This window comes from Edwardsiella sp. EA181011 (assembly GCF_000800725.1).
Lineage (GTDB): Bacteria > Pseudomonadota > Gammaproteobacteria > Enterobacterales > Enterobacteriaceae > Edwardsiella > Edwardsiella anguillarum.
The window spans coordinates 2,830,973-2,855,257 of record NZ_CP011364.1 but is presented as its reverse complement, the minus strand read 5'-3'; the positions used below and the strand labels follow the sequence as shown (position 1 = coordinate 2,855,257).

General features: G+C 58.8%; 23 protein-coding genes, 1 tRNA gene, 2 other RNA genes and 1 pseudogene. 12 read left to right on the top strand and 15 right to left on the bottom strand.

Annotated features, from left to right (window positions below):
* Positions 1–212: 212 nt before the first annotated feature.
* Positions 213–1,007: pseudogene (locus tag QY76_RS12505) on the top strand (MipA/OmpV family protein).
* 60 nt (positions 1,008–1,067) lie between these two features.
* Here the strand turns inward: QY76_RS12505 and QY76_RS12500 are convergent.
* The 3 genes from QY76_RS12500 to gapA form a co-directional block, all read right to left on the bottom strand.
* Positions 1,068–3,329: a TonB-dependent hemoglobin/transferrin/lactoferrin family receptor gene (locus tag QY76_RS12500; protein ID WP_049648829.1), complete on the bottom strand. Its 2,262-nt coding sequence runs from the start codon at positions 3,327–3,329 to the stop codon at positions 1,068–1,070.
* A 401-nt stretch (positions 3,330–3,730) separates the two neighbouring features.
* On the bottom strand, positions 3,731–4,615 hold the full coding sequence (locus QY76_RS12495) for a D-hexose-6-phosphate mutarotase (RefSeq protein WP_034165157.1): 885 nt from the start codon (positions 4,613–4,615) through the stop codon (positions 3,731–3,733).
* Between the two features lie 105 nt (positions 4,616–4,720).
* Positions 4,721–5,716 carry a glyceraldehyde-3-phosphate dehydrogenase gene (gapA, locus tag QY76_RS12490; protein WP_012848336.1) on the bottom strand — a complete coding sequence of 332 codons (996 nt, stop codon included), beginning with the start codon at positions 5,714–5,716 and terminating at the stop codon, positions 4,721–4,723.
* Positions 5,717–6,075: 359 nt separating this feature from the next.
* On the opposite strand from gapA, the gene msrB reads away from it, so the two are divergent.
* Positions 6,076–6,486, top strand: a complete 411-nt coding sequence (gene msrB, locus QY76_RS12480) for a peptide-methionine (R)-S-oxide reductase MsrB (protein ID WP_034165158.1) — start codon at positions 6,076–6,078, stop codon at positions 6,484–6,486.
* 69 nt (positions 6,487–6,555) lie between these two features.
* Positions 6,556–6,804 (top strand): YeaC family protein, encoded by a 249-nt coding sequence (locus QY76_RS12475; protein WP_034165104.1) that lies wholly within the window; start codon positions 6,556–6,558, stop codon positions 6,802–6,804.
* A gap of 35 nt (positions 6,805–6,839) precedes the next feature.
* On the opposite strand, the gene pncA is transcribed toward QY76_RS12475, so the two are convergent.
* From pncA to sppA, 3 genes are all read right to left on the bottom strand, one after another.
* The gene (pncA, locus tag QY76_RS12470; protein WP_034165105.1) at positions 6,840–7,475 is read right to left on the bottom strand and encodes a bifunctional nicotinamidase/pyrazinamidase; all 636 of its coding nucleotides are present in this window, start codon (positions 7,473–7,475) and stop codon (positions 6,840–6,842) included.
* A gap of 56 nt (positions 7,476–7,531) precedes the next feature.
* The gene (gene ansA, locus QY76_RS12465) at positions 7,532–8,548 is read right to left on the bottom strand and encodes an asparaginase (protein ID WP_045426977.1); all 1,017 of its coding nucleotides are present in this window, start codon (positions 8,546–8,548) and stop codon (positions 7,532–7,534) included.
* A 131-nt stretch (positions 8,549–8,679) separates the two neighbouring features.
* Positions 8,680–10,533 carry a signal peptide peptidase SppA gene (gene sppA, locus QY76_RS12460; RefSeq protein ID WP_045426980.1) on the bottom strand — a complete coding sequence of 618 codons (1,854 nt, stop codon included), beginning with the start codon at positions 10,531–10,533 and terminating at the stop codon, positions 8,680–8,682.
* Between the two features lie 205 nt (positions 10,534–10,738).
* On the opposite strand from sppA, the gene QY76_RS12455 reads away from it, so the two are divergent.
* The 5 genes from QY76_RS12455 to QY76_RS12435 all read left to right on the top strand — a co-directional run bounded on the left by QY76_RS12455 (position 10,739) and on the right by QY76_RS12435 (position 15,904).
* Complete coding sequence (locus QY76_RS12455) at positions 10,739–11,287, top strand: NAD(P)H nitroreductase (RefSeq protein ID WP_034165108.1); 549 nt, start codon at positions 10,739–10,741, stop codon at positions 11,285–11,287.
* Positions 11,288–11,491: 204 nt separating this feature from the next.
* The gene (selD, locus tag QY76_RS12450) at positions 11,492–12,538 is read left to right on the top strand and encodes a selenide, water dikinase SelD (protein ID WP_034165109.1); all 1,047 of its coding nucleotides are present in this window, start codon (positions 11,492–11,494) and stop codon (positions 12,536–12,538) included.
* On the top strand, positions 12,535–13,647 hold the full coding sequence (gene mnmH, locus QY76_RS12445; RefSeq protein WP_034165110.1) for a tRNA 2-selenouridine(34) synthase MnmH: 1,113 nt from the start codon (positions 12,535–12,537) through the stop codon (positions 13,645–13,647). The genes selD and mnmH overlap by 4 nt, the downstream gene beginning before the upstream one ends.
* Before the next feature lie 8 nt (positions 13,648–13,655).
* The gene (locus tag QY76_RS12440; RefSeq protein WP_034165111.1) at positions 13,656–15,584 is read left to right on the top strand and encodes a DNA topoisomerase III; all 1,929 of its coding nucleotides are present in this window, start codon (positions 13,656–13,658) and stop codon (positions 15,582–15,584) included.
* On the top strand, positions 15,581–15,904 hold the full coding sequence (locus QY76_RS12435) for a DUF1496 domain-containing protein (RefSeq protein WP_034165112.1): 324 nt from the start codon (positions 15,581–15,583) through the stop codon (positions 15,902–15,904). The genes QY76_RS12440 and QY76_RS12435 overlap by 4 nt, the downstream gene beginning before the upstream one ends.
* A gap of 27 nt (positions 15,905–15,931) precedes the next feature.
* Here QY76_RS12435 and QY76_RS12430 read toward each other — a convergent pair whose 3' ends face one another.
* From QY76_RS12430 to QY76_RS12405, 8 genes are all read right to left on the bottom strand, one after another.
* The gene (locus QY76_RS12430; RefSeq protein ID WP_034165113.1) at positions 15,932–16,360 is read right to left on the bottom strand and encodes a pyrimidine (deoxy)nucleoside triphosphate diphosphatase; all 429 of its coding nucleotides are present in this window, start codon (positions 16,358–16,360) and stop codon (positions 15,932–15,934) included.
* Positions 16,357–17,166 carry an exodeoxyribonuclease III gene (gene xthA, locus QY76_RS12425; protein ID WP_034165114.1) on the bottom strand — a complete coding sequence of 270 codons (810 nt, stop codon included), beginning with the start codon at positions 17,164–17,166 and terminating at the stop codon, positions 16,357–16,359. Before xthA ends, QY76_RS12430 begins: the two co-directional genes overlap by 4 nt.
* Before the next feature lie 98 nt (positions 17,167–17,264).
* Positions 17,265–17,834, bottom strand: a complete 570-nt coding sequence (locus QY76_RS12420; RefSeq protein WP_045426988.1) for a TIGR00730 family Rossman fold protein — start codon at positions 17,832–17,834, stop codon at positions 17,265–17,267.
* Between the two features lie 164 nt (positions 17,835–17,998).
* Positions 17,999–18,136: non-coding RNA, RtT sRNA (locus tag QY76_RS18070), on the bottom strand.
* Positions 18,137–18,182: 46 nt separating this feature from the next.
* Positions 18,183–18,312: non-coding RNA, RtT sRNA (locus QY76_RS18065), on the bottom strand.
* Between the two features lie 46 nt (positions 18,313–18,358).
* A tRNA-Tyr gene (locus QY76_RS12415) sits at positions 18,359–18,443 on the bottom strand.
* Between the two features lie 152 nt (positions 18,444–18,595).
* Positions 18,596–19,444, bottom strand: coding sequence for a formyltetrahydrofolate deformylase (purU, locus tag QY76_RS12410; RefSeq protein ID WP_034165116.1), 849 nt, complete (start codon positions 19,442–19,444; stop codon positions 18,596–18,598).
* An 89-nt stretch (positions 19,445–19,533) separates the two neighbouring features.
* The gene (locus tag QY76_RS12405) at positions 19,534–20,016 is read right to left on the bottom strand and encodes a YchJ family protein (RefSeq protein WP_034165117.1); all 483 of its coding nucleotides are present in this window, start codon (positions 20,014–20,016) and stop codon (positions 19,534–19,536) included.
* Positions 20,017–20,236: 220 nt separating this feature from the next.
* Between QY76_RS12405 and rssB the strand changes: the two genes are divergently transcribed.
* The 3 genes from rssB (at position 20,237) to QY76_RS19605 (ending at position 22,658) form a co-directional block, all read left to right on the top strand.
* Entirely contained in the window at positions 20,237–21,304 is a 1,068-nt protein-coding gene (gene rssB, locus QY76_RS12400; RefSeq protein WP_034165118.1) for a two-component system response regulator RssB, read from the top strand.
* Positions 21,305–21,516: 212 nt separating this feature from the next.
* A complete protein-coding gene (gene galU / locus QY76_RS12395) occupies positions 21,517–22,428 on the top strand; it encodes a UTP--glucose-1-phosphate uridylyltransferase GalU (protein ID WP_012848356.1) in 912 nt (303 codons plus the stop codon).
* A gap of 101 nt (positions 22,429–22,529) precedes the next feature.
* Positions 22,530–22,658 (top strand): hypothetical protein, encoded by a 129-nt coding sequence (locus QY76_RS19605; RefSeq protein ID WP_256379270.1) that lies wholly within the window; start codon positions 22,530–22,532, stop codon positions 22,656–22,658.
* Between the two features lie 45 nt (positions 22,659–22,703).
* On the opposite strand, the gene hns is transcribed toward QY76_RS19605, so the two are convergent.
* Positions 22,704–23,111 (bottom strand): histone-like nucleoid-structuring protein H-NS, encoded by a 408-nt coding sequence (gene hns, locus QY76_RS12390; protein ID WP_045426989.1) that lies wholly within the window; start codon positions 23,109–23,111, stop codon positions 22,704–22,706.
* Positions 23,112–23,627: 516 nt separating this feature from the next.
* Here hns and QY76_RS12385 point away from each other — a divergent pair.
* Complete coding sequence (locus tag QY76_RS12385; protein WP_034165119.1) at positions 23,628–24,215, top strand: thymidine kinase; 588 nt, start codon at positions 23,628–23,630, stop codon at positions 24,213–24,215.
* Positions 24,216–24,285: the final 70 nt, after the last annotated feature.

Below are 24,285 nucleotides of genomic sequence, written 5' to 3'. Positions count from 1 at the left end.
CCCCCTGAGATCAAGCTTAGTTGGCCTCCAGGAATTTGCCCGCCGCTCACGGCTTTTTTCCCATGGCATTTCAAGCACTCAGTTTAGACACGGTGATGCGGCGGCGCAGGATACCCGCGTCCGGCGGTCGCGCGGGAAGTAGGGATTAGAATAGGATGAAAAGTGGCATGTTAACTGTTTTCCAGGTAAAAGGTGATGCGATTAACCACTCTATGAGTATAATCATCCGACATATTTTTATTCTGTATTGGATGATGTTAACGGTGAAAAAACGTACGCTCTCTGCGCTGGGCTCACTGGCCCTGCTGGTTACTGCCGCCGCCCACGCCGGCACTTGGTCTATCGGTGCCTCCGCTCTGGTCGCCCCGGATCCCTACCGTGGCGATAACGACCGCGTTTATCCTGTGCCGATGGTGAACTATGACAGCGACAGCTTCTATTTTCACAGTCTGACCGCCGGTTACTATCTGTGGAAGGATCAGCAGGATCAGCTGAGCGCCACCGCGTTCTATTCTCCGTGGCGCTTTCGCGCCAGCGACAGCGATGACTGGCGGATGAAGCGCCTGAATAACCGCTACGCGACCGTGATGGCCGGCTTGAGCTATAGCCATCACGAAGCGTGGGGAACGCTGCGCGCCTCTTTCGTGGGCGATATTCTGGATAACAGCAATGGCCTAGTGGGCGATCTGGCCTACCTATACACCCTGCACCGCGGGGACTGGAGCTTTACTCCCGGCGTCGGCGTGACCTGGAACAGCGCCAATCAGAACAGCTACTACTTTGGCGTGTCCGACAGCGAGGCGCGTCGCAGCAGTCTGCAGCAGTACAGCCCGGAAAACAGCTAGTCACCCTACCTGGAGCTGACCACCTACTATCGCATCAATGCGGACTGGAACGCGTTCTTCGCCGGCCGCTTTGTGCAGCTGAGCAGCCAAATTAAGGACAGCCCGATGATCGCGAAGAACTATACCGGCATGCTGTGGTCTGGCGTGACCTACCGTTTCTAATCGTCGCCGCGTGCATCGCGTTACGATCGGCAGGGTCGCCTCGGCGACCCTGCTTTCATTTTAGAAGTAGAATGAAATATCGGCGGCGAAGTTTCGCCCCGGTGCGGTGAAGCGCCGTAGGCCAACTCTATCGCTGTCTATCTGATTGGTCGTACCGAATTCCGGCAGGCTGCGCAGGGTATCCCAAGTGCTATATTTTCTGTTTAACATATTAAACACGCCGGCGCGCAGTGAGATATTTTCACTGACGTTATAATAGGCGGTAGTATCGAAGACGACATAGCTTGCGCTCAGGTATGGCCAGGCGCGTCCATTGTGAATGGCCTGACTCTCCTTCTTTTTCGCCGCATAGGTCATAAAGAGCTCCGCGCCATATCTGGCGCTGGGATGGCGATAGGCTAATGAAGAAACCCATTTAAAAGGTTGAATGGAGAGCAATGAGTTTCCGCTGGCATCTCTCCCTTGGGCGTAGCTCAGACTATTGCGTAAGCTATAGCTATCCTGCCAACCGAGCGCCTTGGCGAGGTGGAACTCGTTTGTCAGCTCAAGCCCCCAGACATAGGCTGAGGCGACATTCGTATATTGCAGATGGTTTTGTGGAAGGGTTGGCTTGTTCCAGCGTGAGGGATTTGAGGGATCGAACCAAGGGTTGGGGACCTGTTTCTCCGTCTGCTTGAGATCGATAAAGTCGGTGTATTTGGTGTAATAGGCGTTGATCTTATTCTGTACGATATCGCCTTGATAACTGAGCGCGATTTCGTTACTCAGGCCTTGCTCCTGCCTTAAATTGGGGTTCGGCTCAACGCGGTTAGCCGCGATGCTATCGCCATAATCGAAATAAAGCTCCTGCGCCGTAGGAATGCGGAAGCCCTTACCAATTTTATACTGCAACGTATAGCGGGGGGTTATGGCGTAGCTGGCGGTCAGCGCCCATGAAAGGGCTGAGTAGCGGTTGGGCCGTGGATCGCTGTCTTTCGCCAGGGATAACCGACCTGCGTCGGGTTTATGTGCGACGCTATCATAGCGGGCGCCGGCGATAAGGCTGAGCTGATTGTTGGGCAGCGTGATTTCATCGACGACGGTGGCATTGACATCACGGCTAGAGACCGGCCGGATGATTTTTTGATCGTCCAGGTGGGGTTTCTTGGGGTTACCCAGCCAGGTCGTGTCCACATTGACGTTATCAAAGCGCTTCGAGGCATACTGGGTCCGCAGGGTCAGATGATGGCGCGTAGCCAATAACGACCAGCTGTTGAACGAGATTTCGCTATTCAGGTAGCGGCCATACTGGGTCAGCCTGCGATTTTTCTCTTCAAAAATATCGCCATAATATCCCTGCTCAAAGTCTTCATAGATCGTGCTAAAGGCGGTCTGCGTGATTTTCTGCCAGTTAAACTCGGTTTTGACCGTGTCGATATAGATGCCGGGCTGCCAGGTATCAGAAACGCTGTAGCGCCTTTTTTCTGAGAGGTCGTTACCGGTACGGTGATATGTTGAAAAGAGGTACCACGACTTCTCATCGGTATAGGTCTTTTCCTTGGCATATTCGACGGTGGCGCTGAGGGTGTGTGCGTCGCCGAGCATAAGGTTGACCTTCGAGAGGAGCGAGTGGCGCTTTTTATCCTGCGGGTCCGGCGTTCCACGTGCGCGGCCAAAAACATCGTTTTCATGGCGGAAGTTGTCGGTTTCATGGCCGCTGCGGTAAGTGTAGAGCAGCATGCCTTCGGCAAAATCCGTGCTGAACGCGCCCCCGAGGGTCTGCATCTTTTCATCATTTTTCGAACTATAGGCACTGCGGGAAACCAAGCCGCTATTGCCCGATCGAATCAGATCGCTGGGATCTTTGCTGACATACTGCACGCTGCCGCCCAGGGCGCCACTGCCCATGAATAACGAGTCGGCCCCCTTGGCGATCAGCACGGTTTTCAGATGGTCAGTTTCGATGTTGTTGATGCTGCCGTTAAAATAGCCATATCCCTTGTAAATGAGGTTGTCGAAAGTTTCACCCTGCGGGATGCCATCGACGGAGATGGCCACGCGATCCTTATCGACGCCTCGCATGCTATATCCATTGTTGCCGAAGCGGCCATCGCTGGAGACGCCGACGCCGGGAAGGTGGCGGACAATATCCTGCATATCAAAAATAAGCTGATTCTCTATCTCATTTTGCGAGAGCGTCGTCTCATTAATTTTTTCCTCCTTCTTTTCGATGACATAGACGATATCCTCGGCATCGTTCTTCTCCGTCCCCGTCGCCTGCGCGACAAGGGGGGTACTGACGGGGAGCAGCGTAGTAAGAAGTATTTTTTTTATCATATACATAACCCAGAAGCATTTAAAAGGTCATACATATTAATTGATAATGATAATTATTTTTAAGCGATGTGTGTTTACTCGGTATGAGCGCGGCGTAGATATGACCGGCGCGGCGGATGCTCAGCGCGGGGTGAGGTGCTCCGTCGCGCACCCTGTGCTTATCGTCGCCCCTCCGGCGGTGGGCAGGACAGGCATGAGCGCCGGTTAGACGGGATAGCATCGCCGCCGGCAAGCCAGAGAGCGTGCCGGCGGATTTCGGCCGCGATGAGAGGGATGTCGGTGAATGCGCTGACTGCGGGCACGGGTGACCGGCGGGGAACGGGGGCTACGGCTGCGCCGCGTGCGCGGGTGCCAAGCGCACCGGGGAGATCCCGGCTCCCGCGCAGCGGAGAGCCGGTTGATGCGTATTAGCGCTGCGGACGCAGGCGCAGCGTGGCGGCCAGACGGGCAGGGCAGCCGCTGCTGACCTGCAGCGGCTGGCTGACGCGGGCGGTCTCAACGCACACCATGGTGTGATAGCCGTCATTGGGCATATCGGCCATGGCGGCGGCAATCTCACGCCACGGGTTCCAGGCGACGACGTCGCTGTGATGGTGATGATGGATCTCGATGCTGCGCTGGAAGCCGCGATCGTGAATGACGCTGAATGGCTCCGGCGCGGTATAGACGCGGTCGGTACGCGCGCTGAAGGTCAGCGCTCCCTGTTGGATAGCCTCGGCGCCGCCGTTGACTTTATCCAGATAGGGTTCGCCCAGCCCAGAGACGGAGACGGCGTTAATATCGGCGATATTGAAATAGGTGTGCAGCGCGGCCTGGCAGCGGTAGTCGCCATAGGCCTCAAGCTCCATACTGCAGTGGTCGCTGAGACGATAGCGGGCCGTCAGGCTAAAGTCATGAGGCCAGTATTTACGCGAGGCGTCGCTCTCTTTCAGGGTGAGGGTCAGGGTTACGCCCTGCGCGTCTTCATCATGCGCGCTGAGAGTCCAGGGCAGGTTGCGGGCGAAGCCGTGTGCCGGATAGCCCTCCTGTTGGGCTGGGCCAAACCAGGGCCAGCAGATGGGCACGCCGCCGCGGATCGGTTCGCCCGGTTGAAAGGCTGAGTCCGGCGAGAGCCACAGCGCCGGTTTTTCGCCGCTGGGCTGCCACAGCAGCAGATGGGCGCCCTGTAGGGCGACGGCGGCCCGCAGCCGCGGATGGTTGACCACCACGATGGGCAATGCATCCAGCTGGCGCAGGCTGAGGTAAGGGGTGATCTGTCGTTCGACCGGTAAGGAAAAAATCTTTTCGGACATGTTCTGGGACATGGTAAGACTCCTCGGTGAAGGCGGTGCCGCAGACACAAAATAAAAAGGGCGACACCGAGTGTCGCCCTTTTATCACGAGATCACAATGCGCGCTTACTTGGAGATGTGCGCGATCAGATCCAGAACTTTGTTGGAGTAACCCGTTTCGTTGTCGTACCAAGAAACCAGTTTCACGAAGTTGTCGTTCAGAGAGATACCGGCGTCGGCATCAAACACAGAGGTGCATACTTCGCCGTTGAAGTCGGTAGAAACGACGGCTTCGTCGGTGTAGCCCAGAACGCCTTTCATTTCGCCTTCAGAAGCGGCCTTCATCACGTCACAGATCTGCTGATAGGTCGCCGGCTTGGCCAGGCGTGCAGTCAGGTCGACAACGGAGACGTTCGGGGTCGGAACGCGGAAAGCCATACCGGTCAGTTTACCGTTCAGCTCCGGGATGACCTTGCCAACGGCTTTGGCTGCACCGGTAGAAGACGGGATGATGTTCTGGCTAGCGCCGCGGCCGCCGCGCCAATCTTTCATAGACGGGCCGTCGACGGTTTTCTGGGTTGCGGTGGTGGCGTGAACGGTGGTCATCAGCGCTTCAACGATGCCGAAGTTGTCGTTCAGGACTTTAGCCAGCGGAGCCAGGCAGTTGGTGGTGCAGGATGCGTTGGAAACGATCTCCTGGCCAGCGTAGTTCTTGTGGTTTACGCCCATCACGAACATCGGGGTAGCATCTTTGGACGGGCCCGTCATGACGACTTTCTTGGCGCCGGCGGCGATGTGCTTACGCGCGGTTTCGTCGGTCAGGAACAGACCGGTCGCTTCGGCAACAACGTCAACGCCGATTTCGTTCCACTTCAGGTTAGCCGGATCTCTTTCAGCGGTAACACGGATTTTTTTACCGTTAACGATCAGGTGGCCATCTTTCACTTCAACAGTGCCGTTGAAACGACCGTGAGTAGAGTCGTACTTCAGCATGTATGCCATGTAGTTGGCATCCAGCAGATCGTTGATGCCAACGATTTCGATGTCAGAACGTTCCTGAGCAGCACGGAAAACAATACGGCCGATACGGCCAAAACCGTTGATACCTACTTTGATAGTCATATATTCCACCAGCTATTGGTTAGTGAATAAAAGGTTGCCTGTAAAATTACAAAAACCTTATGGAGCGTCAAGCGGAATCGTGTCAATTGTTGCTATACGTCAAAGCCGCCGCGGCGACTGTGCAGATAGCATCCACGATGCCAAACTCACCGTATTCCATCATACATGGGGGCGGCGGCGAGAGTCTCAAACCTGCGTGCTGTCTGTTTGTGATACTCATCACAAAAGTCACCCCCGTCGCGCTCCAGCCACACAGTTTAGACCAAATGATGCTGATCTATTGTTAACTGTTTGTTATGTTGGATGGCATTTTATTTCTGCCCAATCCTATCCATTCGACGCAGGCCGCGGAACATAACATGGCTAAAGAAAAACCCTCTCAGTCCCCACATCAATTAACCGAAATGCAACGCTATGTCACTCAGCAGCGTGGCACCGAGCCGCCGTTTAGCGGCCGGCTGCTGCATAACCGCCAGGAGGGGATATACCACTGCCTGTGCTGCAACAGCCCCTTGTTCTATTCCGACAGTAAATATGACTCCGGCTGTGGCTGGCCGAGCTTCTTTCGCCCCTATAGCGCCGACGCCATTCGCTGTCTGGATGATGATTCGCACCATATGCACCGCATCGAAATCCGCTGCGCGCACTGCGATGCCCATCTGGGGCATCTGTTTCCCGACGGTCCCCAGCCCAGCGGTGAGCGCTATTGCGTGAACTCCGCCGCGCTGCATTTCTGCGCCGGAGAGGATGGCCGCTGGACCCTAGGATAACCCCTTGATGTCTTGAAATGATAGTACCATGGTGAAGCGATTCAGCAAAGCGGATATTAGCGAGGACATATGGATATTGAGCGCTTGATCTCAATAATGAATGAAGATGTCTACCGGCGTCTGACGACCGCCGTTGAGCTGGGCAAGTGGCCGGACGGCTCTCGGCTGAGCGAGTCGCAGCGCGGTGAGGCGCTGCAGATGGTGATGCTGTACCAGTCGCGTCATAATCACCGTGCGGCGCATTTAACGGTGAACACCCGCGGGGAGATAGAAATGAAAAGCAAGCAAGCGCTGAAGGCGCTGTTTAATGCGCCGTAGGCGGAGTAGGGGGCCAACGGCGCGGCGCGCGCGGCTCAGCGCAGGTGGCTGAGCGCGGTGAGCGGGGTTAGGGCCGCCCCGGCGCTGACCATCTCAGCCAGCGCGCGTTCGCTATCGCCGGGCGTGAGATCCACGCCGCGGCAGCCGTCGCGAATGATATTGACCTGATAGCCCAGGCGTAGGGCGTCCAGCACCGAAAACTTCACGCAGTAATCCGTCGCCAGACCCAGCAGCCACAGGCGGGTGATGCCGTGCTGGCGTAGCCAGGCATCCAGCGCGGTGGCGCCGCGTCGCCCGTTGTCGAAAAAGGCGCTGTAGCTGTCTACTGCGGCGTCGGTTCCCTTATGCACCACAAAATCGAAGGCGGTATCGCGCAGGGCCGGATGAAACGCGGCGCCGATGGTGTTCTGCACGCAATGGTCAGGCCACCAGACCTGGGGCAACCCATTGAGCTCGCCGACCTTGCCTATCTGCCCGCCGCTGCGGCTGGCGAAGCTGCCGTGCTCCGCCGGGTGCCAATCCTGGGTCGCGATCACTGGGATGCCGTCCCGGCGCGCCATGGCGACCGCCTGCAGGGCGATGGGAATGACCTCATCGCCCCGAGGCACCGCCAGGGCGCCCTGGGGGCAAAAATCATTCTGTAGATCGATCAGCAAAAGTGCGGCGGACATCGGTCTTTCTCCCATGGTTGTGTGACTAGAGCCGGCCTACTCGGTGATGGGGCGCTCTAGGGATTCTCGCTCAGCTCACCGCGCAGATCTTGCTGCATCAGGCGGCGGATTTGGTCTGCGGCCAGCGATTGACTCAGTAGATAATGCAGTTTAGTCAGCGCCGCCTCAACCGTCATGTCAAAACCGCTGATCACCCCGGCGTGGGCCAGGGCGTTGCCGGTGGCGTAGCCTTCCATGTTGACCCGGCCGGAGAAGCACTGGGTCAGGTTGACGACAACGATACCGCGCTGTGAGGCGAGGATCAGCTCATCGAGCAGTTCTGGGTTTTGCGGCGCGTTGCCGACGCCGTAGGAGCGCAGGATCAGCGCCCGCACCGGCTGGCGCAAGAAGTTGCGTACCACATCGGCCGAGATTCCAGGATAGAGGGTCACCACCCCGATCGGCTGCGGCGTGATGGGGTGAACCCGGAACGGCGCCTGATGCAGCGGCGTTACCAGCGGCGCGATACGGCGAATGTTGATCCCGGCCTCCAGCAGGATGGGATAGTTGGGCGAGGCGAAGGCGTCAAAGCCGTCGGCGTGCGCCTTGGTCGTCCGGTTGCCGCGGAACATCTTGTTATTGAAGAACAGCGAGACTTCATTGATCGGGTAGTTGGCCGCCAGATAGAGGGCGTTCAACAGATTGGTCTGCCCGTCGGAGCGCAGCTCGGCGAGCGGGATCTGTGAGCCGGTGACGATCACCGGTTTCGCCAGGTTCTCGAACATAAACGAGAGCGCCGAGGCGGTAAACGCCATGGTATCGGTGCCATGCAGGATCACAAAGCCATCATAGTCGGCGTAGTTGGCCTGAATATCGTCGGCGATGTGCTGCCAGTCGGCGGGCGTGGTATCGGACGAGTCGATCAGCGGCTGATACTCATGGATGGTAAAGTCCGGCATCTCGGGGCGGTGAAACTCCGGCATCAGCGCCAGCTGACGCTGCAGGTGCCCGGAGACGGGGATGTAGCCCTGTGCGGAGCGTTGCATGCCGATGGTGCCGCCGGTGTAGGCCACATAGATAGATTTTTTTTGCATGACAGAAAGTTCGCCGTAGCTGGGGCGCTGATGCGCAAATATGCGTGGATTATAGGGATAATACGGAAGAAAAAAAGCCCGCCGGGCCAGCAGCCATGAATAATGGCCTGCTGGTCCGGCGGGAGGCAGGATTAACGGATCTCGCTACAGCTCAGGCACAGCGCGTAGCGCTGCTGCGGATCGTTGAGAGAGGCGACCCAATCGCTCTGCGCCGAGATCTGGCGTGAGAGCTGAAGCAGTGAAGCGGGGATCATGCCCTGCAGCGCCTGCGGCAGGGAGGCCTGGACGGAGCTAGTCAGCTGGCTGAACACCATTTCGCTGAGGCTCGGATTATCGACATACCACCGCAGCTGAGGCTGCTTGATGCCGGCCAGCGTCGCCGCCTGGCTAACGGCATCGTCAAAGTCGCCCAACCGATCGACCAGCCCATTGGCTTTGGCATCGACGCCCAGCCAGACGCGCCCCTGCGCGATGCTATCGATCTGCGCCGGCGTTTTATGACGGGCGGTGGCCACCAGGCTGATAAAGCGCTGATAGCCGTTCTCAATAGTCAACTGCATCAGTTCGCTGACGCTCTGCGGCAGTGCTTTGGTCAGGGCGGTGTCGGCCAGCGACGAGGTCGCGACGCCGTCCGTATAGACCCCCAGCTGACTCAGCGGCTTTTCAAAGGTATTGATGACCCCAAAGATCCCTATCGAGCCGGTGAGGGTGCTGGGGCTGGCCACAATGGCGTTGGCGGGCGTCGAGATCCAGTAACCGCCGGATGCCGCCAGTCCCCCCATGGAGACCACCACCGGCTTACCGGCGTCGCGCGCCGCCGCCAGCGCCGAACGGATCTCCTCAGAGGCGGTGACGCTGCCGCCGGGGCTGTTGACCCGTAGGATGATCGCACGGATAGCCGGGTCGAGACGCGCCTGGCGAATCTGGGCCGCGGTGGTATCGCCGCCCACACTGCCCGGCGTCGCGTTGCCATCGATGATCGGCCCGCTGGCAAAAATAACGGCGATCTGACCATTGCCCGTACGCTTCGGCTTCAGGGGATAGTCATAGAGGCTGATGTGGCGGTAGTCGCGCGCGCGCGCATCCCAGCCAAACTGTTTGGACAGAATGCCCTCGACCTCGCTGCGCGATGCCAGCCCATCGACCAGCCGATGCAGTACGGCGTACTGCGCCATATCACCGCCGGTGGCCTGTAGCCCTTTCAGCATCTGCTCGGCGCCGGGGAAAACCTGCTCCGGCGTAAGGTGCCGGTTAGCGGCAACCATGGCTAAATAGTTATGCCACATACCGTTGAGCCACTGGCTGTCAGCGCTGCGCGCCTGCGGCGACATCTGGTCGCGCATCAGCGGTTCGACGGCGGACTTATAGGTGCCGACGCGGAAGATATGGGTGCTGACATCCAGCTTATCCAGCAGGCTCTTATAGTAGAGGTTATTGGTCGCCATCCCCTGCAGGCCGACGCTGCCCTGGGGAGAGAGGTAGATCTTATCCGCATAGCTGGCCAGGAAATACTGCGCCTGGGTGTAGCTTTCGCCGACCGCCAGGATCGGCTTACCGCTGGCGCGGAACTCGGCCAGCGCCTTGCCAATGTACTGCAGCGACGGCTGGTCCGCGCCGGCAAAGTTATTCAGCGATAGCACCAGCCCGGTAATGTTGGGATCGCTTTTGGCCTGGCGCAGGGTCTCCACCAGATCGAACAGGGAGTTCTCCTGTAGCGCCGCACCGCGGATGCCCAGCAGCTCTCGGCCCAGCTGCCCGAACTTGCTGTTCAACGCGGGGTTATCGACCACCACGCCGTTGAGATCCACCAGCAGAGCGCCTTTGGTAGCGGGATCGACGGGCGTATCCTGAAACTGAAGGTAGATACCGACGCCGATCAGGATCAGCAGGACCAAAAACAGGTTAAGGATAAACTCGCGAATAAAATTGAGTATTCGCCAGCACCAGCGAAACGCGCCGGCGATATAGCGCCATAGCATGCGCATGTTAACTCCAGGTCAATGATTACAATTCCGCTATCCTAGCGGCGTCGCCGGGAAAAGTCAGCGTCGATATGCGCCCGGCTGCGCTGGTCCGCCCTCTGTGCGTATGCCGGGGCTGGCATCTTACGGCGCGCGGGAGGATAATTGCCGTAACCTCTCTGTAACATCATTACAGATTATGTGTTTGACTTATCACTTGGAGAGTCCCATGGATGCATTAGAGCTCTTGCTGCAGCGCCGTTCCGCTTCCCGCCTGAGCGATCCAGCCCCGTCCGCTCAGGCGCTGGAAAATATCTTTCAGGCCGGGCTGCGCGCGCCGGACCACGGCGGCCTGCAGCCGTGGCGCTTCGTGACCGTGCAGGGCGACGGGCGTGAGCGCCTGAGCGCGCTGCTGCACGATATCGCGCTGGCCGAGGGGCGCGATGAGAAAGGCGTTGAGAAGGCCCGCAGCGCGCCCTTTCGCGCGCCGCTGATCGTTACGGTGATCGCCCACTGCAATTGTGACAGCCGGGTGCCTCAGTGGGAGCAGGTCGCCTCCGCCGGGTGTGCCGTGATGGCGATGCAGATGGCGGCGCAGGCGCAGGGATTTAACGGTATCTGGCGCAGCGGCCACTGGACCGAGGAGCCCCGGGTGCGTCAGGCGTTTGGCTGCCGCGAGCAGGATGTCATCGTCGGCTTCCTCTATCTGGGCACGCCCACCCTGAAGGCCGCCAGGGTACAGCCGCTGGATAGCAGCGCCTTTGTCCGCCCGTTCTGATCTTCCCGCCTCTCTCATTCAGCATGCGTATCACGCGCCCCGGAGTCAGCGTCCTCTCCGGGGCGCGGCGAATGACCATTTCCTGCACGCGTAACCGTTTGCCTCTGTGCGATCGCGCGGTGAATTGATCGCGTGACTTATCAATTCATCGCGCTGGCGCTACTATTGCATGATTTTATTTTTCTTGATGGAGAGGAGTAGGGTATGACTGCGCCGGCCATTCGTTTGACACAGTACAGCCATGGGGCGGGATGTGGCTGCAAAATCTCGCCGAAAGTATTGGAGTCCATCCTGCACAGTGAGCAGGCCAAGTTTGTCGATCCCCACCTGCTGGTAGGGAATGAGACGCGCGATGACGCGGCGGTTTACGATATCGGCAACGGGGTTGGCATTATCAGCACCACCGACTTCTTTATGCCCATCGTAGACGATCCGTATGATTTTGGCCGTATCGCGGCCACCAACGCCATCAGCGATATCTACGCCATGGGCGGTAAACCGATCATGGCGATCGCCATCCTGGGCTGGCCGCTGGAGAAGCTGGCGCCGGAGATTGCCCGTCAGGTTATCGAAGGGGGGCGCCAGGTGTGCCGCGAAGCCGGTATCTCACTGGCCGGGGGCCACTCCATTGACGCACCGGAGCCCATTTTTGGCCTGGCGGTCACCGGGACGGTCAGCACCGAGCGGGTGAAGAAGAACAGTGCGGCGCAGGCTGGTTGCCGTCTCTACCTGACCAAGCCGCTGGGGATCGGCGTGCTGACGACCGCAGAGAAGAAGAGCGCACTGCGCCCCGAACACCGCGGGCTGGCGCGCGATACCATGTGTCAGTTGAACAGTCCTGGCGCCGACTTTGCCGATATTCAGGGCGTGACGGCGATGACCGACGTGACCGGGTTTGGCCTGCTGGGTCACCTGAGCGAGATTTGCCAGGGCTCAGGTCTGCAGGCGACGCTGTGGTTTGATCAGATCCCGCGCCTTCCCGGTGTCGAGGCGTATATCGCCCAGGGCTGCGTGCCGGGGGGAACCGGGCGTAACTTTGACAGCTATGGGCATCTAGTCGGGGCGATGGACTCGCTGCAGCGCCAGCTGCTGTGCGATCCGCAAACCTCCGGCGGTCTGCTGCTGGCGGTAACGCCGGAGGCCGAGGCGGCGGTACGCGACATCGCGCTGCGCCATGGTCTGACGCTGAGCGCCATCGGTGAGCTGCACGCGCCGCGTGCGGGTGAACCGCTGATCGAGGTTCAGGGATGACAGGCAAGGCTGTAACCCGCCCAGATGGCACGGACTACCTCGCCATCCTGGCCAATGATATTCCGTTAATCGATGTGCGCGCCCCGGTAGAGTTTCAGACCGGGGCGTTTCCCAGCGCCTGTAACCTGCCGCTGATGCTGGACAGCGAGCGCGAGGCGGTCGGTATTTGCTACAAGCAGCAGGGGCAGGACGCCGCCATCGCGCTGGGTAATCGCCTGGTCTACGGCGAGGTGCGCGCCGCGCGCATCGCGGCCTGGCGTGAGCAGTGCCAGCGTCACCCCGAGGGCTATCTCTACTGTTTCCGCGGCGGCCTGCGCTCCCATATCGTACAGCAGTGGCTGCGCGAGTCGGGGCTGGACTATCCGCTGATCGACGGGGGCTATAAGGCGCTGCGCCATGCCATCCTGCAGTTTACCGAGCAGGCGTCGGCGCTGCCGATGGTGCTGATCGGCGGCAATACTGGCTGCGGCAAAACGCGGATGCTGCGTGAGCTGCACGCCGGTATCGATCTGGAGGGCGCCGCCCACCACCGCGGCTCCTCCTTTGGGCGTACCGTGGTTGCACAGGGCACGCAGATTGACTTTGAGAATCAGCTCGGTATCGCCCTGCTGAAGAAGCACCGCGCCGGTATCCGCCGCTGGATCCTGGAGGATGAGGGGCGGGTGATCGGCTCTAACCATGTTCCGCTGTGCTTCTATAATCAGATGCTGCAGGCGGCGGTGGCGGTGGTGGATGAGCCCTTTGAGGCCCGTCTGGCCCGGCTGCAGGAGGAGTATATCGACCTGATGCGCGTGGAGTATGAGCGCGCCTACGGGCGAGAAGCGGGCTGGCAGGCCTATGCGGAGTACCTGCATCACGGGCTGTTTGCCATCCGTCGCCGGCTGGGGCTGGAGCGTTACGCTGAGCTGGATGCCCACTTGGTCAGGGCGCTGCAGCAGCAGCAGGCTGGCCGCGGCAGTGAGGGGCACCTGGCCTGGCTGGTTCCGCTGCTGCATGACTACTATGATCCGATGTACGGCTACCAGTTGGAGAAGAAGGCAGCGCGGATTGTTTTTCGCGGTGACTATCGGGCCGTCAGGGAATATCTCCTCTCTCTCAGCCAGATATAGGATGACTGATGCGGCTGTTTATTGCGGAAAAGCCCAGCCTGGGGCGGGCCATTGCGGATGTGCTGCCTAAACCACACCGACGTGCGGACGGCTATATTCAGTGCGGCGACGGCGACGTGGTGACCTGGTGTGTGGGTCATCTGTTGGAGCAGGCCGAGCCGGACGCCTACGATGCCCGCTACGCGCGCTGGAATCTAGCCGATCTGCCGATAGTTCCGCAGAAGTGGCAGCTGCGGCCCAAGGCATCGAGCGCCAAACAGCTGAAGGTGATCGAGCGTCTGCTGCGCGATGCGCAGCAGGTGGTACACGCCGGCGACCCGGATCGTGAAGGACAGCTGCTGGTGGATGAGGTGCTCGACTTTCTGGCCCTGGCGCCGGAAAAGCGGCGTCAGGTGCAGCGCTGCCTGATTAACGATCTTAACCCCCAGGCGGTGGCGCGGGCGCTGGAGCGGCTGCGCGATAACCATGAGTTTATGCCGCTGTGCGTCTCCGCGCTGGCGCGCGCGCGCGCCGACTGGCTGTACGGCATCAACATGACCCGCGCCTATACCCTGCTGGGGCGCAACGCAGGCTATAACGGTGTGCTCTCCGTCGGCCGGGTGCAGACGCCGGTGCTCGGGCTGGTGGTGCGCCGCGACGAGGAGATAGCGCACTTTGTCGCCAAGGACTACTACGAGGTGCGAGCGCATATTGTGACGCCGGCCGGCGAGCGTTTCTGGGCGCAGTGGCAGCCCAGCGAGGCCTGTGAGCCTCATCAGGATGAGGAGGGGCGTCTGCTCAACCGCGCGCTGGCGGAGCATGTTATCGCCCGGATCCAGGATAAGCCTGCCCGGGTGACCGGCTATAACGATAAGCGTGAGTCCGAGGTGGCGCCGCTGCCGTTCTCCCTGTCAGCGCTGCAGATCGAGGCCGCCAAACGCTTTGCCATGAGCGCTCAGCAGGTGCTGGATACCTGTCAACGCCTGTATGAAACCCATAAGCTATTGACCTACCCCCGCTCCGATAGCCGTTATCTGCCAGAGGAGCACTTTGCCGGGCGTCATGCGGTGATGGCGGCGATTGCCGCCCATGCGCCGGCGCTGGCCAATCTGGAGAGCGTCGACGTCCAGCGGCGTAACCGCTGCTGGGATGACGCCAAGGTTGATGCCCACCATGCCATCATTCCTACGGCCCGGGCAGGTGGCGTTACGCTGAATGAGGATGAGCGCAACATCTATCAGCTGGTGGCCCGTCAATACCTGATGCAGTTCTGCCCCGATGCGCAGTACCGTAAGTGCGTTATCGATCTGGAGATTGAGGGCGGGGTATTTATCGCCAAGGCGCGCTTTCTGTCTCAGGCCGGCTGGCGTGCGCTGCTCGGCGCCAAGGAGCGGGACGACGAAGACGAGGGGATGCCGCTGCCGGTGGTGGCCCGCGATGACTTGCTGCACTGCGAACGGGGCGAGCTAATGGCGCGCCAGACGCAGCCGCCGCGCCACTTTACCGATGCCACGCTGCTGTCGGCCATGACTGGGATCGCCCGCTTTGTGCAGGATAAATCGCTAAAGAAAATCCTGCGAGCGACCGATGGTTTAGGTACCGAGGCTACGCGCGCCGGTATTATCGAACTGCTGTTTCGCCGCGGGTTTCTGCATAAAAAGGGGCGCTATATCCACGCCAGCCAGGCGGGAAGCGCGCTGATCCACTGTTTGCCCGAGATGGCCGGTCGCCCGGATATGACGGCGCACTGGGAGGCGACGCTGACGAAGATCAGCGAGCGGGGCTGCCGCTACCAGGACTTTATGCAACCGCTGGTGGAGACGCTGCAGCAGCTGATCCACCAGGCGCGCACCGCCGTGAACCCCCGAGCGTTCTGTGATCTGCCGCCCGCTGAAAGCGCCCGGCCGCGGCGCGCCAAGGGGGCGTCAACTGCGTCAAATAAGAGGAAAAAAGCATGAAACAGGCCGTAATGATGGCGCTTGCTGCGCTGCTGTGGAGCGGGGCGCTGCAGGCTCAGGGATCGGTCTCCACCGACGGCGCCCAGCAGGGAGCCGCCGCCGTCGCCGCCGGCGGTATCGATGTGGTGGTGCCGATGCCGGCCAACGGATATACCAACGGGGTCAACGGCGTGAGCTGCAGCCGCTGCTGCCTGTATCAGGATCGCTACTACTCCGAGGGCGCGGTCGTCAGCACGGATGGCCTGCTGCTACAGTGTCAGGCCAATCCACAGGTGTTGAGTACCAACAACCTGCGCTGGGTGGTGCTGAAGAAAGGGTAAACGCGACAGGCTCTCTCCGCGATGGCCTCAGGCATCGGCGTGAAAACGCGCCAGCAGATCCAGATAGGCCTGCAGCAACGGCCTATCCGCCGGTGCCAGGTCATATGTCTGGGCCTGGCATGGGGTAACCCAGCACAGCGCCGCGTGCTCCCGCGCCTCGGGTTCCCCCTCTTCCGGCTGTACCCGCCAGGCGTGCAGGTGGATGCGTTTACCCGGCAGATGCAGCGTACTGCTGGCGACGTAGTCGCTGACCCGGCAGCGTAGCCCCAGCTCTTCATCCAGCTCACGCTGCAGCGCCTGGGGCTGGCTCTCTCCCGCCTCGACCTTACCGCCGGGAAACTCCCACAGCCCCGCCTGATCCTGCCCCCGGCCGCGCTGGGCTAGCAGGATGGCACCGCGCCGCTCAATGATGGCGGCGACGACGTGCAAGATTTTTTCCGCCGCCGGCGCGCTCATGACAGTGCGAACTCGGCCCAGATCGGGGCGTGATCCGAGGGTTTCTCCATGGCGCGGATCGCGTAGTCGATACCGGTATCGGTACAGCGCTGGGCCAGCGGCTGACTGGCCAGCAGCAGGTCGATACGCAGACCGCGGTTATCGTCGAACCCCTTGGAGCGATAGTCGAACCACGAGAAGCGGTCATCATACTGCGGGTTGGCCTGGCGATAGGTATCGACCAGCCCCCACGCCAGCAGACGATCCAGCCAGTCCCGCTCCTCCGGCAGAAAGGAACACTTGCCGCTGCGTAGCCAGCGCCGCCGGCTATCCTCGCCGATCCCGATGTCGATATCGCGTGGGGTGATGTTCATGTCACCCATGATCAGCACCGGGTTCTGCGGCGAGAGTGAGTCCTGCAGGTAGCGCTGCAGATCGGCGTAGAATTTGCTCTTTGCCGGGAACTTTATCGGGTGATCGCGACTTTCGCCCTGTGGAAAGTAGCCGTTAATGACGGTCAGCGTGCCCAGCTCGGTGGGTATATCGGCCATGATGATGCGCCGCTGCGCTTCGGCATCGTCACCCGGGAAGCCTTTACGCACCGCCAGCGGCGCCATACGGGTCAGCAGGGCGACGCCGTAGTGGCCTTTCTGGCCGTGGTAGTGCAGGTGATAGCCCAGCTGCGCCAGATCCTGCAGCGGAAACATATCGTCATGTACCTTGGTTTCCTGCAGACCGATCACGTCCGGGCTGTGCTTCTCAACAATCGCCGCGAGCTGATGGGGACGGGCGCGCAGCCCGTTGATGTTGAAAGAGATAAACTTCATGGATTCTGGCCATTGAATAAAGGTGCCCGCATGGTAGCAGATGGCGGGCGCGAGCTGAACCTTGTCCTGCGTGGGGGTATTCGGGGGATGGGCGGCGTTCAGTCCCAGCGGCTCAGGTTGTGCGGCCGGTAGGCGTCGAACGCATCCAGCAGGCGTCCGGCGCTGTCATCACGCAGCAGCGTCGCCAGATAGGGGGCGCGAATAAACCCCTCGTCGGCGCTGTAGCGCAAAAAGTCGCACAGGCGCTGATAATAGCCTGCTACATCCAGCAGCCCTACTGGCTTGCTGTGGCAGCCAATCTGACTCCATGTCCAGATCTCAAACAGCTCCTCTAGGGTACCGATACCGCCCGGCAGGGCGATGAATCCGTCGGCCCGGGCCGCCATACGCGCCTTGCGCGTGTGCATATCGGGGACGATCTCCAGCGACGTCAGACCGTGATGCGCCGTTTCGGCGTCCACTAAGCGCTGGGGGATCACGCCGTGAACCTCGCCGCCGGCTTCCAGCGCCGCGTTGGCTAGCGCCCCCATCAGCCCTTTGCCGCCGCCGCCGTAGATCAGCGTTCGTCCTTGGCGGGCCAAGGTGCGCCCCAAATGGCGCGCGCTGTCTACGTAGCGCTCGGCCACGCCGTCGCTGGCTCCGCAAAAGACACAAATTGCATTACGCATTATTTCCCTTAATTTGCAGGCAAAGTGTGAGGTATAGCGAATGTCCCGCCGGATGGCAAGGGATAAGCGCCGCGCAGGGCAGGGTGTCAGGTGGTCATCTTCCCCGCGTAGCGTTTGGGGGCGATACAGGCGCTTGAGATGTATCGCAGAGAACAACAGAATAATGGTTGTGGGGGAAGGATGACTCGGCGTGCTGCGTCTCGCCTCGCCCTGTGGGCCATTGCCTGCGGCAACGTTTGTCTCGCGTTGCTCGACGCGAACCTTGGTCGCGAAGGTTCTCACCTTCCCCAGCTCGAGTGCAGGTTTGATATAGGCGCTTGGGATGTATAGCAGAGAGCAACAGAAGAATGGTGGTGGGGGAAGGATGACTCGGCGCACTGCGCCTCGTTCTGCGGGCCGTTGCCTGCGGCAACGTTGTCTCGCGTTGCTCGACGTGAACCTTGGTCGAAGGTTCTCACCTTCCTCAGCTCGGGTGCTGGTTTGATATAGGTGCTTGGGATGTATAGCAGAGAACAACAGAAGAATGGTGGTGGGGGAAGGATTCGAACCTTCGAAGTCTGAGACGGCAGATTTACAGTCTGCTCCCTTTGGCCGCTCGGGAACCCCACCAGATTGTCGCGCTTCGTTATCACCGGAAGCGGGGCGCATAATAACAAATCGCGCCGCGCTGTAAAGCGCTGGAGAGGAAAAAAAATTCGTTTGCCGTTTTTTTGCCCGCACTGCTGTGCGGGCGTACAGAAAACAGAGAAAAAACGAACAAATCAGAAAATTACAGTGCGATTGCCACAGACGAACACCCGCTGAGCCAGTACGCGATACAGGGCCCGGCTGAGCACATTTTTTTCTACATCGCGCCCCGCGCGTATCATCTCCTCTGCGGTATAGCTGTGATCGACGTGGATAACGTCCTGCATGATGATCGGCCCTTCATCCAAATCATTGTTTACAAAGTGCGCCGTCGCACCAATGATCTTCACCCCGCGCTGGTAGGCCTGGTGATAGGGGCGGGCGCCGATAAACGCCGGGAGAAACGAGTGATGGATATTGATGATGCGGTCAGGATAGCGGGCGACAAAGTCGGGGGTCAGCACCCGCATATATTTGGCCAGCACCACATAGTCCGGCTCAAAGCGATCGATCTGTTCGGCGACGGCCGCATCGTGCGCCTCACGGCTGAGGCCTTCGTGACCGATCAGGACGAAGGGGATATCGAACTTTTCGACTAATGCCTGTAGCGTCGCGTGGTTGCCGATGACGGCGGCAATCTCGACATCCAGCCCGCCATAGGCGCTCTTGATCAGCAGATCGCCGAGACAGTGGGCCTCTTTTGTGACCAAGATGACGATGCGCTGACGGGATGTGGTGATGATTTCGCGATCGGATCCCGGCGGCAGTGCGTCATCTAGATCGGCCAGCAGAGTGGCGTCATTAAAGATCCCCTCAAGTTCGGTACGCATAAAGAAGCGTCCGCTGGCGTGGTCGACGAACTCATTGTTCTGAATAATGTTGAGCTGATGCTTGTAACAGATATTGGTGATTTTGGCGATCAGCCCCTTGGCATCGGGGCAGACGGTGCGCAGTACTTTTCGTTGAATAACGGGTTGTGACATGTGTTTGCATCCTTGTTTTCGCCGGGGCCGTTGCCGCGGCGCCCGCCGGGAAGGGAGCGTCAAATCTCCTGTTCAGGGCGGGACGCAGCCTAGCGTCCGCAGCATTTTTTATATTTGTTGCCGCTGGCGCACGGGCAGGGGTCATTACGTCCTATCGTGGGCCGGGCTCCATCAACATAGTACCAAGCGTGATTGAGATCCAGAAAACGCGATCGTTCATGGATCGCGCCGTTTTGCTGGGTCGAGGGCGTATGAAAGCGGGCGATAAACTCCACAAAGCCTTCATGCGCATCGCGGCCCGGCAGGGTAGCGATAACGCGGAGTCCCAGCCACTGGGTATCGGCAAAGCTGGCGATAATCGCATCGCGCTCCGCTGCCATCTGGCAATCGGGGTGCCAGGTGGCGATCAGATAGTCTGCGTGGTGGGTGACAAAGGCGCTGTAGCGTGAGCGCATCAGCTGCTCCGGCGTTGTCGCCCGCCGCTCCCCGTTCAGATAAGGGGCGCAGCAGTCAGAAAATCCGCGCTCGCTGCCGCAGGGGCAGGGCGCATCGAGAGGGTGGTGTAACGTCATAGGAATAACCATTTGCAACTATTGGTGAGAAAAGGTTAGGCGCAATATCGCCCGGCTTCTATTCTGATCATAATAACCAATATCTGCTGCAGATAAGTAAAAATCTGATTTTTAGAAAACTGCGGGGAATCGCGCAATATATAACATTTTTACTGGTCGTCAGGGCAAGCGTGCCGATATTGAACCACACTAGGATCAGTCAGGGTATGAGAGGCCGGCCATGTCACAGGTGCTCACCGATAAACAGATTATGATCGTCGACGACGACGTCGTGTTTCGTCGCCTGCTGGCCGGGTATTTGACGACGCAGGGCGTCAGGGTCACCGAGGCGGCCAACGGGCGCGAGGCGCTGAGGCTGTATCCGCAGTGCCATCCCGATCTTATCCTGTGTGATTTGTTCATGCCGGAGATGAATGGCATTGAGCTATTGCGCCATCTGCTGATGCGCGGCAGCCAGACCCCGGTGATGGTGATTTCGGCGACGGAGTCGGTCAGCGATATTGCTCGGGCCATGCGGCTCGGGGCGAAGGATGTCCTGCTGAAGCCGGTGCGTGATTTTACCCGCTTTCGACAGATGCTTCTGGCCTGCCTTTACCCGGCGCTGTTCGATTCGCTGGCGCTGGAGGAGAATGCCCTGAGCCATGATTGGGCCGCGCTGCAGCGTGATCCCGCGCAGGCTGTACGGCTTCTGCGCCAGCTCCAGCCGCCGGTTCAGCAGGTGATCGCCGGCTGCCGAGTCAACTACCGTCAGCTGACGGATCCGGACAGCTGTGGCCTGGTGCTAGATATCGCGCCGCTGTCGTCGCGGGAGATGGCGTTTTACTGCCTGGATACGACGCGCAGCGCAGAGTATGGCGTTCTCGCGGCGCTGATGATCCGTGCTATCTTTAACGCGCTGTTGCAGAGCCAGCTGGCCGCTCAGGAGCGGCCATTGCCGCATATGTCGGTGATCCTTAAACGCGTCAATCAACTGTTACGCAAGGCGGGGCTGCGCGGGCAATTTCCGATGCTGGCCGGGTATTATCATGCCGTCAGCGGCCATGTGGTGCTGGTTTCCGCAGGGTTACACGCTCGGTTGGAGGCAGAGGAGCGTACGGTCCAGCTGAGCGGCGCTATGCCGCTGGGGACCCTGGGGAGCGTGCATATGAACCAGCTCAGCCTGCGCAGCCGGAGTTGGCAGTGTCAGATCTGGGGCAGCGTAGGGCAGCTTCGCCTGATGCTGACGGCACCGGAGCATCAGGCGCTACAGCCGCTGCGGCATCTGGCACCGGGGGCCATCGCGCGGTAGGTGGCGCCCCGCGTTTTTCGGTATTTTCTGCTATCCTTTCTCTCATCAATCGGCGCCATTCTCGGCGCTGTCGTTTGTTTATCCATTTGATCTTAAATACAGATGAAAGGCATGCGTGCGATTACCGAGCTGGTATACTCGCTGAGAGTTTTGCATTCATATCGTTCGGTTATGGACGAGCGAACAATGCGCCATTCGTATAGAGAGGTTGTATGTCAACGTCAGTGAGAAAAGTAAAAAAAGCCGTTATCCCGGTGGCCGGATTGGGAACGCGTATGCTGCCGGCAACGAAAGCTATTCCTAAAGAAATGTTGCCGCTGGTAGATAAGCCGCTGATCCAGTACGTGGTTAATGAGTGTATTGCCGCCGGTATTAATGAGATCATTTTAGTCACGCATTCATCGAAGAACTCCATCGAGAACCACTTCGATACCAGCTTTGAGCTGGAGGCGATCCTGGAGAAGCGCGTTAAGCGTCAGCTGCTGGCCGAAGTCCAGGCGATTTGTCCCAAGCACGTGACCATTATGCAGGTGCGTCAGGGGTTGGCTAAAGGTTTGGGTCACGCCATTCTGTGCGCACATCCGCTGGTCGGCGATGAGCCTTTTGCCGTGATATTGCCTGACGTTATTCTGGATGAATACAGCGCAGATTTAAGCAGCGATAACCTGAGTGAGATGCTGCGTCGTTATGAATCCACCGGCGCCAGTCAGATTATGGTTGAGCCGGTGCCGATGGCCGATGTGTCTAATTATGGCGTGGTGGATTGTAGCGGTGCGCAATTGGCCGCGGGGGAAAGCATTGCTATTCGTGCCGTGGTCGAAAAACCGCCGCGCGATAAGGCACCGTCTAACCTGTCTATCGTTGGCCGCTATGTTCTCTCTCCGGACATTTGGCCGCTGCTGTCTAAAACTCCGCCGGGAGCCGGTGAGGAAATTCAGCTGACGGATGCGATTGCTATGCTGCTGAAGAATGAAACCGTTGAGGCTTACCACCTGAAAGGGCGTAGCCATGACTGTGGAAATAAGCTGGGCTATATGCAGGCGTTTGTCGAGTATGGGCTGCGTCATCCTGCGCTGGGCAAAGATTTCGCTGCCTGGATCAAAGGGCTGAATTTAAGCAAGTAAGTCGGTAAATAAAAGATGGCGTCCTCAGGGGCGCCATCTTTTTTTCATTATGCAACTAGACAAAGGTATGGGTAGTGGGATACCTATAATTGATTAAATTCATGAATGAGACTATTCCTAATGGTGGTAAAGGGTGCAGCGATAATAACCATACTGAAACCCTCATTATCGATAATGAGGCAGGCGCGGCGGCGGTGCAGGCAGGGGCGAGGGGGGTAAAACAAAAATAGCCTCATCAGAGGCTATTTTTAACATGGGTATACCGAACGTCTTGATTAGATCAGGAAGTCATCCAGAGACTTGCCCTGCTCTTCAATGGCGTTCTTGATCACGGCAGGCGTACGGCCCTGACCGGTCCAGGTTTTGGTTTCGCCATTTTCGTCAACATACTGATATTTAGCCGGACGCGCAGCGCGCTTGGTTTTACCGGCAACTTTGGTGGCATTCATGGTCTGCAGCAGTTCATTCGGGTCGATGCCATCAGCGATCAGCATTTCACGGTACTGCTGCAGCTTGCGGGTACGCTCTTCGATCTCGGCCTGAGCTTGCTGGTCTTCTTCGCGGCGCTCTTTTACCACGATTTCCAGTTTCTCCAGCATTTCTTCTAGAGTTTCCAGAGTGCATTCACGGGCCTGGGCGCGGAGAGTACGAATGTTGTTAAGAATTTTTAATGCTTCGCTCATTTTCCTAATCTCAAATTATATTGGTGGGGGCGTCATCTTTATAATAGAGTGCGACTTTATTTAACGCAATAGTGAATTTTGTAAGAATGGAAAAATATTCGTCTGTATGAGTCAAATATCGAGAGGCTGACCTTGTTAATATTTCACCCTATTATCTATATCGCCGTACGATGCCGGCTAGGCCATACCGTGTACGGTTTTACCTGTTGATTAGCCGTTTAATGTATATAAATGCACCCTGACTCTGCCTTTGCCCGGACAATTGTCCGGGAGAAGTCCATGGTATGCTCATCATAAGCCTGCCGGAAACAACCGTTAGGTCGATCACTTATTTGCATGAATCATGTCATATTTATTCTGTAAGTGTACGCTGGTATGCCAGTAGATAAGCGCGGTTTGTACAGATTTTGCACATCTGTGGCGCGGTGTCTTGGGGAATAACCCGGACATCACGCGGCCCTGTATATATGGTAGAATCTTGCACATCAGGTGATTTTTTCGGTTTAAGGCTGTTTGATGGCACAACTTTATTTTTATTACTCTGCAATGAATGCCGGGAAATCCACGGCGCTGTTACAGTCCTCTTATAACTACCGCGAGCGGGGTATGCATACCCTGGTATTCACGGCTGAAATAGATAACCGCTATGCGGTGGGGCAGGTCAGCTCGCGTATCGGCCTACACTCGCCTGCGATGCTGTATAACCAGCAGACGGATCTGCTGGCCGAGATCCGCCAGGCGCATCGGCAGCAGTGCGTACACTGCGTTCTGGTTGATGAAAGTCAGTTTCTCACCAAGGCGCAGGTGCTGGCGCTGTCGACGGTGGTCGATGATTTGGATATTCCGGTGCTGTGCTACGGTTTGCGTACTGATTTCCGGGCGGAGCTCTTTCCCGGTAGCCAATATTTGCTGGCCTGGGCCGATAAGCTGGTTGAGCTTAAGACTATTTGCCACTGTGGCCGCAAGGCGAATATGGTGCTGCGCCTGGATCAGGACGGGCGGGCGCTGAAAGACGGTGAGCAGGTCGTGATCGGCGGCAACGAGCGCTATGTCTCCGTTTGCCGCCGGCACTATAAGGAAACGCTCGGCGTGACTGCCCCGTAGCGTCATCGCTTCATCAGCGCGCGTCGCGCCCTCTCAGCGGCCGCGCTCAACGCCTCTCAGCCTCTCCAGC

Excerpts from the sequence above, each read along its gene's own strand:
- QY76_RS12500 (WP_049648829.1), bottom strand. The coding sequence starts at position 3,329 with ATGTATATGATAAAAAAAATACTTCTTACTACGCTGCTCCCCGTCAGT.
- QY76_RS12495 (WP_034165157.1), bottom strand. The coding sequence starts at position 4,615 with ATGTCCGAAAAGATTTTTTCCTTACCGGTCGAACGACAGATCACCCCT.
- gapA (WP_012848336.1), bottom strand. The coding sequence starts at position 5,716 with ATGACTATCAAAGTAGGTATCAACGGTTTTGGCCGTATCGGCCGTATT.
- msrB (WP_034165158.1), top strand. The coding sequence starts at position 6,076 with ATGGCTAAAGAAAAACCCTCTCAGTCCCCACATCAATTAACCGAAATG.
- QY76_RS12475 (WP_034165104.1), top strand. The coding sequence starts at position 6,556 with ATGGATATTGAGCGCTTGATCTCAATAATGAATGAAGATGTCTACCGG.
- pncA (WP_034165105.1), bottom strand. The coding sequence starts at position 7,475 with ATGTCCGCCGCACTTTTGCTGATCGATCTACAGAATGATTTTTGCCCC.
- ansA (WP_045426977.1), bottom strand. The coding sequence starts at position 8,548 with ATGCAAAAAAAATCTATCTATGTGGCCTACACCGGCGGCACCATCGGC.
- sppA (WP_045426980.1), bottom strand. The coding sequence starts at position 10,533 with ATGCGCATGCTATGGCGCTATATCGCCGGCGCGTTTCGCTGGTGCTGG.
- QY76_RS12455 (WP_034165108.1), top strand. The coding sequence starts at position 10,739 with ATGGATGCATTAGAGCTCTTGCTGCAGCGCCGTTCCGCTTCCCGCCTG.
- selD (WP_034165109.1), top strand. The coding sequence starts at position 11,492 with ATGACTGCGCCGGCCATTCGTTTGACACAGTACAGCCATGGGGCGGGA.
- mnmH (WP_034165110.1), top strand. The coding sequence starts at position 12,535 with ATGACAGGCAAGGCTGTAACCCGCCCAGATGGCACGGACTACCTCGCC.
- QY76_RS12440 (WP_034165111.1), top strand. The coding sequence starts at position 13,656 with ATGCGGCTGTTTATTGCGGAAAAGCCCAGCCTGGGGCGGGCCATTGCG.
- QY76_RS12435 (WP_034165112.1), top strand. The coding sequence starts at position 15,581 with ATGAAACAGGCCGTAATGATGGCGCTTGCTGCGCTGCTGTGGAGCGGG.
- QY76_RS12430 (WP_034165113.1), bottom strand. The coding sequence starts at position 16,360 with ATGAGCGCGCCGGCGGCGGAAAAAATCTTGCACGTCGTCGCCGCCATC.
- xthA (WP_034165114.1), bottom strand. The coding sequence starts at position 17,166 with ATGAAGTTTATCTCTTTCAACATCAACGGGCTGCGCGCCCGTCCCCAT.
- QY76_RS12420 (WP_045426988.1), bottom strand. The coding sequence starts at position 17,834 with ATGCGTAATGCAATTTGTGTCTTTTGCGGAGCCAGCGACGGCGTGGCC.
- purU (WP_034165116.1), bottom strand. The coding sequence starts at position 19,444 with ATGTCACAACCCGTTATTCAACGAAAAGTACTGCGCACCGTCTGCCCC.
- QY76_RS12405 (WP_034165117.1), bottom strand. The coding sequence starts at position 20,016 with ATGACGTTACACCACCCTCTCGATGCGCCCTGCCCCTGCGGCAGCGAG.
- rssB (WP_034165118.1), top strand. The coding sequence starts at position 20,237 with ATGTCACAGGTGCTCACCGATAAACAGATTATGATCGTCGACGACGAC.
- galU (WP_012848356.1), top strand. The coding sequence starts at position 21,517 with ATGTCAACGTCAGTGAGAAAAGTAAAAAAAGCCGTTATCCCGGTGGCC.
- QY76_RS19605 (WP_256379270.1), top strand. The coding sequence starts at position 22,530 with ATGAATGAGACTATTCCTAATGGTGGTAAAGGGTGCAGCGATAATAAC.
- hns (WP_045426989.1), bottom strand. The coding sequence starts at position 23,111 with ATGAGCGAAGCATTAAAAATTCTTAACAACATTCGTACTCTCCGCGCC.
- QY76_RS12385 (WP_034165119.1), top strand. The coding sequence starts at position 23,628 with ATGGCACAACTTTATTTTTATTACTCTGCAATGAATGCCGGGAAATCC.